The sequence below is a fragment of the Acinetobacter sp. AL9 genome (assembly GCF_041464035.1).
GTDB lineage: Bacteria > Pseudomonadota > Gammaproteobacteria > Pseudomonadales > Moraxellaceae > Acinetobacter > Acinetobacter towneri.
Map to the genome: position 1 here is coordinate 21,456 of NZ_JAYFSK010000033.1, position 8,300 is coordinate 29,755.

Here is an 8,300-nt window from a genome sequence, read left to right on the forward strand (position 1 = left end):
TTAATTGATTCTATTGAATTATTTTTCTGATGGATTGACGTATCAATCCACGATTTTATTGACCCCTTCAGGCGCATCAATAATCTGTTCAAAGCGCTGAATTTCATCTTCTAAGTGTTGCAATAAGTTTTGCATTTTCGGTAAGGCATGACGACAAGCAGTTAAACCAACTTCTAATTTGTCTAAATAGCTGGTCATGGTAATGTTTAAAGCTTGTCCATCTAACACGATTGAAGCAGGGTATAGTGCATCTAGCTTTGCACCATTCCAATACAAAGGTTCACGTGGGCCAGGTACATTGGAAATCACCAAGTTAAAGGCCTGACGCTTTGGCATAATGCCTGACAAAATATTTAAACCAGCAGCGCCGTAAACAAAAGCACTATAGTTCATAATTTGATTGGCATTCATGCGCTTAAAACGCTGCTTGGCATTTTGTACACTGCGGCGCACAATTTTTAAACGTTCAAGCGGATCTTCTTTGTGCGTACCTAAGTTGGCTAAAATCATGGTGATTCGATTGGATACTTCAGAATCGTCATCACGAATAGAGGCAGGCACCATTGCAATAAGAGGTTTTTTAGGTAATGCATATTGGCTGAGTAAGTACTCACGCAATGCGCCTGAGCAAATTGCCAGCACCACATCATTAATGGTTACGCCTAAAGCTTTGGCAATACGGTGCAAACGTGCAAACTCAAAAGATTGAGCGGCAAAACGACGTGAGGCGCTCACACGTTGGTTTAAGATGGTGCTTGGTGCTTGGAAGCTGGAGACATAATCAGGATTACGTCCCATATCTTTGGCAACAGTTTGTGATACTTCATAAACTGCGCGAGGGGTTGCTTCAAACTGACCTTTAACCCCACCAAAAATTTTCTTTAAACGGCTGACTTTCGGTTCTTTCAGGCGTTTAGCACGCGGACCTTCCACACACCAAGGCGGTACAATTCTTTTTGCATTTTCGTCGTGCGAAAGGGATTTTTCCACCAAACGCATGCCAGCAATACCATCTACCATGGCATGATGAATTTTAAAGAACATTGCAAAACGATTATCTTCAATGCCTTCAATAATATGGCAAGTCCATAAAGGTTTGGCACGATCAATCAGTGAACTGTGTTCTTGTGAAATATAAGTTAATAATTCACGAATACGGCCTGGTTTTGGCAAGGCGATATGACGGAAGTGATGATCGAGATCGAACTCTTCATCTTCATCCCAAAATAGACCATTGAGCTTATTGTTAAATGGTGCAATAGGCATCGACTTTGAATTGCGAATATCGGCAACCAAGTCTTGAATAAAAGTGTCTGGCGCATGTTCTGGAATTTGGAATAGGAATAATCCACCCACATGCATGGGCTGTTGACGTTTTTCGAGTGACAGGAAAATAAAATCAATAGGGTGTAATGGTCGCATATTGTGGATTGCCTCACTGCAATTTCTACGCCTGTTCTTTGCTGAATAGGCTTTTTAGAGTTATATAAGATTTAATTTCAGTATATCTTTTTTATCAAACAAATATAGTGGTTTTTGCGCCATCATCCGTCAATAAAAATCACAGTAGGTGGGTGATTTTTATTGACCTTAATAGGGTAATAGGGTGGAGATTATTTGAGATTTCCTGCATGCAGACCACATTCTTTGTGCGTAGCTTCTTCCCACCACCAACGACCTTCGCGTTCATGTTGGTTTGGGAGTACAGGGCGGGTGCAAGGTTCACAGCCAATCGAAATAAAACCTTTTTCATGCAAACGATTGTATGGAATTTCCATCATGCGAATGTAATTCCACACGTCACTACTTGACCAGTTTGCCAGTGGATTGTATTTGATTAATTGCTTGTTAGGACCTGAAAATCCTGCATCTGCTTGTACGACAGGAATATCTTGGCGTGTACCCGGACTTTGGTCTTTACGTTGTCCTGTAATCCAGCCATCTAGTGTTGCCAGCTTTTTGCGTAAAGGCTGAACTTTACGAATTCCGCAACATTCCTGATGTCCATCTTCAAAAAAACTAAATAAGCCTTTTTCTTGTACCAATTGTTGGACTGTTTCGGTTTCAGGAAAGCAAATTTCGATCTCAATATTATAATATTTGCGTACAGTTTCTAAAAATTGATAGGTTTCAGGATGCAAACGTCCTGTATCTAAACTAAATACACGAAATGGCAAACCTAAATTAGACGCCATATCAATCAGTACCACATCTTCTGCGCCAGAAAAAGAAATTGCAACTTCACCCTGCTGATTCAAAGCAAGTTTTAAAATCTCGCTAGGCGATTTGTCTGCATATTCGGTTGCGAGTGCATCAACGATATCTATAGTTGGAATGGTGGTCATTATATGTTCCTAGCATTCGGCTTGGAGAAGCTAATCTTACTGAATTAAGCGCTTATTTTAATAGAATTGTCAAAACTCTATTATCACTAAAAAATAAATGCTTATGAACTAAATAGATTTAAAAAGAACAAGGCAAAAACCGAATCTTCGGCTATGATAGGGAAAAATTTTTACAGGTATTTTGGGAGAACCCATGGAAATCGTATGTCTTGATCTTGAAGGTGTGTTAGTTCCAGAAATTTGGATTAACTTTGCTAAAAAAACTGGCATTAAAGAACTTGAAGCAACTACACGTGATATTCCAGACTACGATGTGTTGATGACTCAGCGTTTAAATATTTTAAAGCAGCATGGCTTGGGCTTAAATGATATTCAGGCCGTGATTGCAGACATGGGGCCATTCCCGGGCGCGAAAGAGTTTGTAGAGTGGGTGAGCACACACTTCCAATTGATTATTCTTTCAGACACGTTCTATGAGTTTGCACATCCGTTGATGAAGCAATTGGGCTGGCCAACCATTTTCTGTCATAAATTAGAAACAGATGAAAATGGCATGATTACAGCATACAAATTGCGTCAACCCGACCAAAAGCGCCAGGCGGTTAAAGCATTACACGGTTTAAATTTCCGTGTAATTGCTGCAGGTGATTCGTATAACGACACCACGATGCTAGGTGAAGCGGACAAAGGTTTCTTATTTGATGCACCTGATAATGTGATTGCAGAATTCCCACAATTCCCTGCAATTCATGGTTATGCAGCATTAAAAGAAGCAATTCGTGGTGCTTCGGTACGAGATATTCCAGCTTAATTTGAAGCTGAATACAATAAAGGGCATCATTTGATGCCCTTTGTTTTTATGCGATATTAACAGTGCATTGATTTAGAAGCGGTAGCCAATATTTAATCCATATGCAACAGCGTAATTATTTTCAAACTTGCCTGCTTCCGTGTGTGCACCTGTGACGGCATCAGCATCACCTAACCAGAAGTATTTAAATCCTGCACCAATGAAATAATTTTCGGTAGGTGAGTAGCGAACACCTGTACCCACACTCCAGTAGCCTTCAGTTGGACCTAAGGTCGTAACAGGGTTGCCGGCACCAGAATCCCAGCCTACAGATACATTACCACCCCAACGATCATTGAACTTACGTCCTACACCAACAGTTGCAGAAATTTGGTCATCTTTATAGTCAATAAGGTTAAATCCATTGGGTTTGGTGGGTACATAACCAGCTTGGCCTAATATTTGAGTAAGCTTGCCAAATTTGTATGGTTGTACTTTAAAATTTGACCAGTCCACCCAGCGAAGGTTTGCAAATGCAACGGTGTTCGCCATAATTCCCGTTTGGAAATCTAGATTGACAGATTGTGGTGTTGTTAGTTGTGTTTTACCTGTAGTAGAACTAATTTGCGTCATAGTTGCATCTAGTGTAGGGATTTGGGTAAATCCTATTGCACCAAAGTTTTCATAAGCAGTCATTTCATGCTCAATTTCAGAGCGGTAAGTAACAGAAGCTTTAAGTGCGATTTCAGGGATTTGATAAGCAACACCCGCTAACCAACCCACAGACTCATCTTCACCTGTTTTAAAATCATAACCATTAAAGGCTGAATATGCAGTACCACGTAAAATAACAGTACCATCTACTGTCTGATATACAGCACCAGCATATAGATTCCAATTTTCATTAGGTTGATAACCCACTAACAGGTTTAAATTTTGGGTATCAACCACAACAGAAGTACTGCCTTGAAATGGTACAGGTCTACTTTCAACAAAATTATTGTTCCCAAAATATTCAGCATCGGCGCCAAAAGGTTGATCGTAAATTAAACCAATCGACACTTTGTTAGTTGCTTGAACTTTTAATGCAGCGTGTGGGAAGTAATAATCACCTGCCATGTCATCTGCTTGGTGTTTATCTTTGTCTTGACCAGATACATTTGGATCTAAAATAGAAATACCTGCTTCTGCATAATTACCCGGTTGTAAAAATGCAGCAATAGATTGACCGGAACGGTCTAAACCAGCAGCAAGCGCAGGTGTAAGTGGGAGAGTGCTAAGTAAAATAGCCGAATAAATTCTATTGAGCTTCATGGTCGTTCCCTGATGCTTTATGTAACAAAAAGTGCAGGAAAAGTAACACATTTGAAAAAAGAGTAAATGCTCAATTTCGCAGAATAAATGAACTGAATAAGTTATAAATAGCAGTTGATTAGAGTAAAAGTACTATTTTAAAGTCTTAAGTAAATGAATTTTATTAAATAATTTATTAGGGTGATGTTTGGGTAAATATGAGTTTAATTGCTTTAAATTTAAACATTAGTTAACACTTGTATAAAAACGAGTAGTTTTAAGTGCAAAAAAAGCCACCCCCGAAGGGTGGCTCTTTTGAAAAAAATTGAATTAGAAGCGGTAACCGATTTTTAAACCGTATGCCCATGCATCGTTGTCTTCAAACTCTGCAACATAATCAGAACCGCCTGCTTGAGCACCAGTTTGGGCTTTTGCATCACCTAACATGAAGTATTTTACACCACCTGCAATAAAGTAGTTTGGAGCAGGTGAGTATTGAACCCCTAAGCCAACGTTCCAATAACCTTCAGTAGGACCAAGAGTTGATACAGGGTTACCTGCGCCAGAGTCCCATCCTACAGACACGTTACCAGCCCATTGGTCATTTAATTTGCGACCAACACCTACAGTTGCAGAAATTTGGTCATCTTCATATTCAACTAGATTAAAGCCATTAGGACGTTGAACTAGAGGACCTACAGCCTCACTTACAAGACCAAATTTATGTGGGCGGATCGAGAATTTAGACCATTCTACCCAGCGTAAGTTTGCAAATGCCACAGTATTTGCCATGATTCCAGTTTGTAAATCTAAATTTACAGACTGTGGCGTAGTAATAGTGGTTTTACCTTCTGAAGTTGCGATAGCACCTGCTGCTGCCGCACCATTCGGTAATAAAGCTAATGCCTTAAGTGTTGGTAGTGTTTCTCGCACATTAACATCGTGATCAATTTCTGAACGATATGTCAAAGATGCTTTTAAGGCAATTTCAGGAATTTGGTATGAAACACCAGCTAACCAGCCCATTGCACTATCTTCAGGGATTGATGCATCATAACCATTGAATAGGCTATATGCTTGTCCACGAAGTGCTACATTACCTTTAATGGTTTGGTAAACGGCACCACCATAAATATTCCAATTTTCAGTAGGTTGGAAGCCAGCAATAAAAGAAAGGTTTTGTGTATCAACTTCTACGCTGGTATTTCCTGTTCCTAATAGGCGATTTACGTCAGTCAAACCAGCATCAACTGCTTGAGTCACCGCATTTTGAACATTTTGAGTGATTGCAGCTGTAACGCCATTTTCAATCGTTGTCATCGCAGCAGTATTACTACGAATTACAGACTCTGCAATTGCTTGAGTAGGGGCAGCACCACTTGCAACAAGTCCAGCAGCTTGGGCTGAAACAGTACTATCTATGCCTGCTTGTAGATTTTGAGCTAATGCTCCAGGAAGATTTGCTGCAACTTGTGTATCAATGGTGGTTTGACGAATCCCAGCCAAAGCTTCAGGTGCTAGAATTGTATTGGTCGCATCTGAAACGAAAACATTGTTACCAGTATAAGCAGCATCAGCACCATATGGTTGATCGTATAAAATACCAAATGAGAAGTTTTTTGTTGGTTGAAGTTTTAGGGCTGCGCTAGGGAAATAATAATCGCCTGCCATATCTCCAATACTACGACGAGTATCACTTGTGCCTGCTTCTTTACCAGAAACATTTGGATCTAATACAGAAATACCTGCTTCAAAATAGTTGCCCGGTTGTAAGAACGCAGCAATAGATTGACCAGAACGATCTAGAGCTGCAGCAAAAGCACCTGTCATTGGTACAGTTGCTAAAATCATTGCTGTGCTTAGTGCTTTTAATTTCATTATACATTTCCCTTGGGCTATAAAGTCTTTTATGACAGTTTTTGTTGATGCTTTAAGCTTTCATTTAGGATGATTTCGACTTGTGCAAACCGAGACCATTTGTTACTCCATGTGACAAAAATATCACAATTAAAATAAGAGTAAATGCTCTAGAAAAAACTCATCAGTATAAAAATTAAACCAAATAGAGTATTTGTTCTAATAAAGAGGTGTTTTTTATCTATTAGTATTTGATAAATAAGAAATAAAATTAATAAATTCGCATTTGGTAGGGTGTTTTTGATTGGTTAAAAAAAATACTATTTTTATTCTAAAACCCATTGTTGCTCTGCATATTTAGCAACAATGGGACAGATCAACGTGTGGTTTTTCCAAGCTTTGCCAATAAAATAACAGGAATAAGACCGACCAATACAATTAGCAAGGCAGCCACAGCACCATCTTCATAGGTTCCTCTAGAAGCTTCTGCATACAATTGGGTAGCGAGTGTTTCCATATTTAGAGGACGGAGCAATAAAGTTGCTGGCAGCTCTTTCATGCAGTCTACAAAAATTAATAAAGCTGCAGAAATAATGGCAGGACGCAATAATGGCAAGTGCACACGCCATAAAATCGCAAAGCTGTTTTGTCCTAAATTACGTGCAGCATCATCAAAAACACCATGAATACGGTTATAGCCTGACTCAATGCCACCTACTGAAATAGCTAAAAAACGCACAGCATAAGCATAAATAAGGGTAAAACTAGTGCCGAGGAATAATAAACCTGTGTGTATCCCTAATTTAAATTCTAAAAAGTCGGCAATGGTATGATCAATTTTACCCAAAGCCAGCATGAGACCAATCGCTAAAACGGTTCCTGGAATGGCATAACCTAAGCTAGAAATGCGGCTAAACCAGTTATGTTTGCTAAAACGTGCAGCACTAACAATAAAGAAGCCAATCAAAATGGTGACGATGGTGGCAATACTGGCAAGCGTCAGTGTGTTGATGGATGCTTGGATCAGATAATCTGAGAACCCTGCATATTGAATACGTTTATAGGATTCGACCAATAAATGACTGGTTGGAATTAAAAAGCCAATACAGACAGGAATTAAACCTAAACCCAATAATAAAAGTGCTTTAGTACCTTTGACCGATTGTGCAGGCATTAAACGGCTGCGTTGTGCAGAGTTCATATAGCGCTGTTTACGTCGACCTAAACGTTCCACCAAAACCAATAAGGTAATGATCATCAACATGAAAATGGCAATTTGCGCTGCGCCAGCCAAGTCAGATTGATTAGTCCAGGTTGAATAAATCGACAAAGTTAAGGTTTTAATGCCTAAAAATTCTGTTGCACCAATATCATTAATGGTTTCCATTAAAACCAGACTAGTGCCCACAGCAATTGCAGGACGTGCCAGTGGAATTGCAACACGTAAAAACACTTGATCGGGTTTTAATCCTAATGTACGTGCAACCTCAATTAAACTGGCTGATTGCATCAGAAACATTGCACGGGTGCTTAAATACACATACGGATACAGCACAAAGCTAAGCAAGAAGATGCCGCCCCAAACGGTACGAATATTAGGAAACCAAAATTGTTGTAATTCTAAATTAAACCCATCCCGCAGGATACTTTGCACAGGACCAATGGGGTGCAAAATGTCGATATAACTATACGCAATAATATAAGTTGGTACGGCTAAAGGCAGCAGTAAGGCCCAATCTAAAAATGCACGACCTCGGAATTGATACGCTGTTACAATCCATGCGCTGCCTGTACCAATCAGGATGGTGAGAATACCCACACCCAACGTAAGCGTCCGCTGAATCCCATACCTATTTTTTAATTCGATTTAGGTTTCCAGCGGTGTGGTAGCAATTCTTCAATTTGGGTCACTTTGTGTGTCGGTAACCTTTTCAGCACATCACTTAAATAGGCATACGGATCCAAGCCATTCAGCTTTGCTGACTGGATTAAAGTCATGATATTCGCCGCTCGCT

Annotated in this window: 7 protein-coding genes; 1 reads left to right on the top strand and 6 read right to left on the bottom strand. The window is 39.7% G+C overall.

Features of this window, described 5'->3' with window-relative positions; genetic code table 11:
- Positions 1-42: 42 nt before the first annotated feature.
- Positions 43-1,422 (bottom strand): wax ester/triacylglycerol synthase family O-acyltransferase, encoded by a 1,380-nt coding sequence (locus tag ACEO2X_RS08865; protein ID WP_179994820.1) that lies wholly within the window; start codon positions 1,420-1,422, stop codon positions 43-45.
- 191 nt (positions 1,423-1,613) lie between these two features.
- Positions 1,614-2,345: a phosphoadenylyl-sulfate reductase gene (locus tag ACEO2X_RS08870; RefSeq protein ID WP_371971725.1), complete on the bottom strand. Its 732-nt coding sequence runs from the start codon at positions 2,343-2,345 to the stop codon at positions 1,614-1,616.
- 193 nt (positions 2,346-2,538) lie between these two features.
- Between ACEO2X_RS08870 and thrH the strand changes: the two genes are divergently transcribed.
- Positions 2,539-3,156, top strand: coding sequence for a bifunctional phosphoserine phosphatase/homoserine phosphotransferase ThrH (gene thrH, locus ACEO2X_RS08875; RefSeq protein ID WP_096901782.1), 618 nt, complete (start codon positions 2,539-2,541; stop codon positions 3,154-3,156).
- 72 nt (positions 3,157-3,228) lie between these two features.
- Here thrH and ACEO2X_RS08880 read toward each other — a convergent pair whose 3' ends face one another.
- The 4 genes from ACEO2X_RS08880 to ACEO2X_RS08895 all read right to left on the bottom strand — a co-directional run.
- Positions 3,229-4,449: an OmpP1/FadL family transporter gene (locus tag ACEO2X_RS08880; protein WP_004975428.1), complete on the bottom strand. Its 1,221-nt coding sequence runs from the start codon at positions 4,447-4,449 to the stop codon at positions 3,229-3,231.
- Between the two features lie 309 nt (positions 4,450-4,758).
- Complete coding sequence (locus ACEO2X_RS08885) at positions 4,759-6,306, bottom strand: long-chain fatty acid transporter (protein WP_371971728.1); 1,548 nt, start codon at positions 6,304-6,306, stop codon at positions 4,759-4,761.
- 355 nt (positions 6,307-6,661) lie between these two features.
- Positions 6,662-8,152: an ABC transporter permease gene (locus ACEO2X_RS08890; RefSeq protein WP_371971731.1), complete on the bottom strand. Its 1,491-nt coding sequence runs from the start codon at positions 8,150-8,152 to the stop codon at positions 6,662-6,664.
- The coding region (locus ACEO2X_RS08895; protein WP_371971734.1) for a transposase domain-containing protein at positions 8,143-8,300 on the bottom strand (158 nt) is incomplete at its 5' end. The genes ACEO2X_RS08895 and ACEO2X_RS08890, both read right to left, overlap by 10 nt.

What these genes read in the sequence shown, in the direction of transcription:
- ACEO2X_RS08880 (WP_004975428.1), bottom strand. Translation starts at nt 4,449, where the DNA reads ATGAAGCTCAATAGAATTTATTCGGCTATTTTACTTAGCACTCTCCCA.
- thrH (WP_096901782.1), top strand. Translation starts at nt 2,539, where the DNA reads ATGGAAATCGTATGTCTTGATCTTGAAGGTGTGTTAGTTCCAGAAATT.
- ACEO2X_RS08885 (WP_371971728.1), bottom strand. Translation starts at nt 6,306, where the DNA reads ATGAAATTAAAAGCACTAAGCACAGCAATGATTTTAGCAACTGTACCA.
- ACEO2X_RS08865 (WP_179994820.1), bottom strand. Translation starts at nt 1,422, where the DNA reads ATGCGACCATTACACCCTATTGATTTTATTTTCCTGTCACTCGAAAAA.
- ACEO2X_RS08870 (WP_371971725.1), bottom strand. Translation starts at nt 2,345, where the DNA reads ATGACCACCATTCCAACTATAGATATCGTTGATGCACTCGCAACCGAA.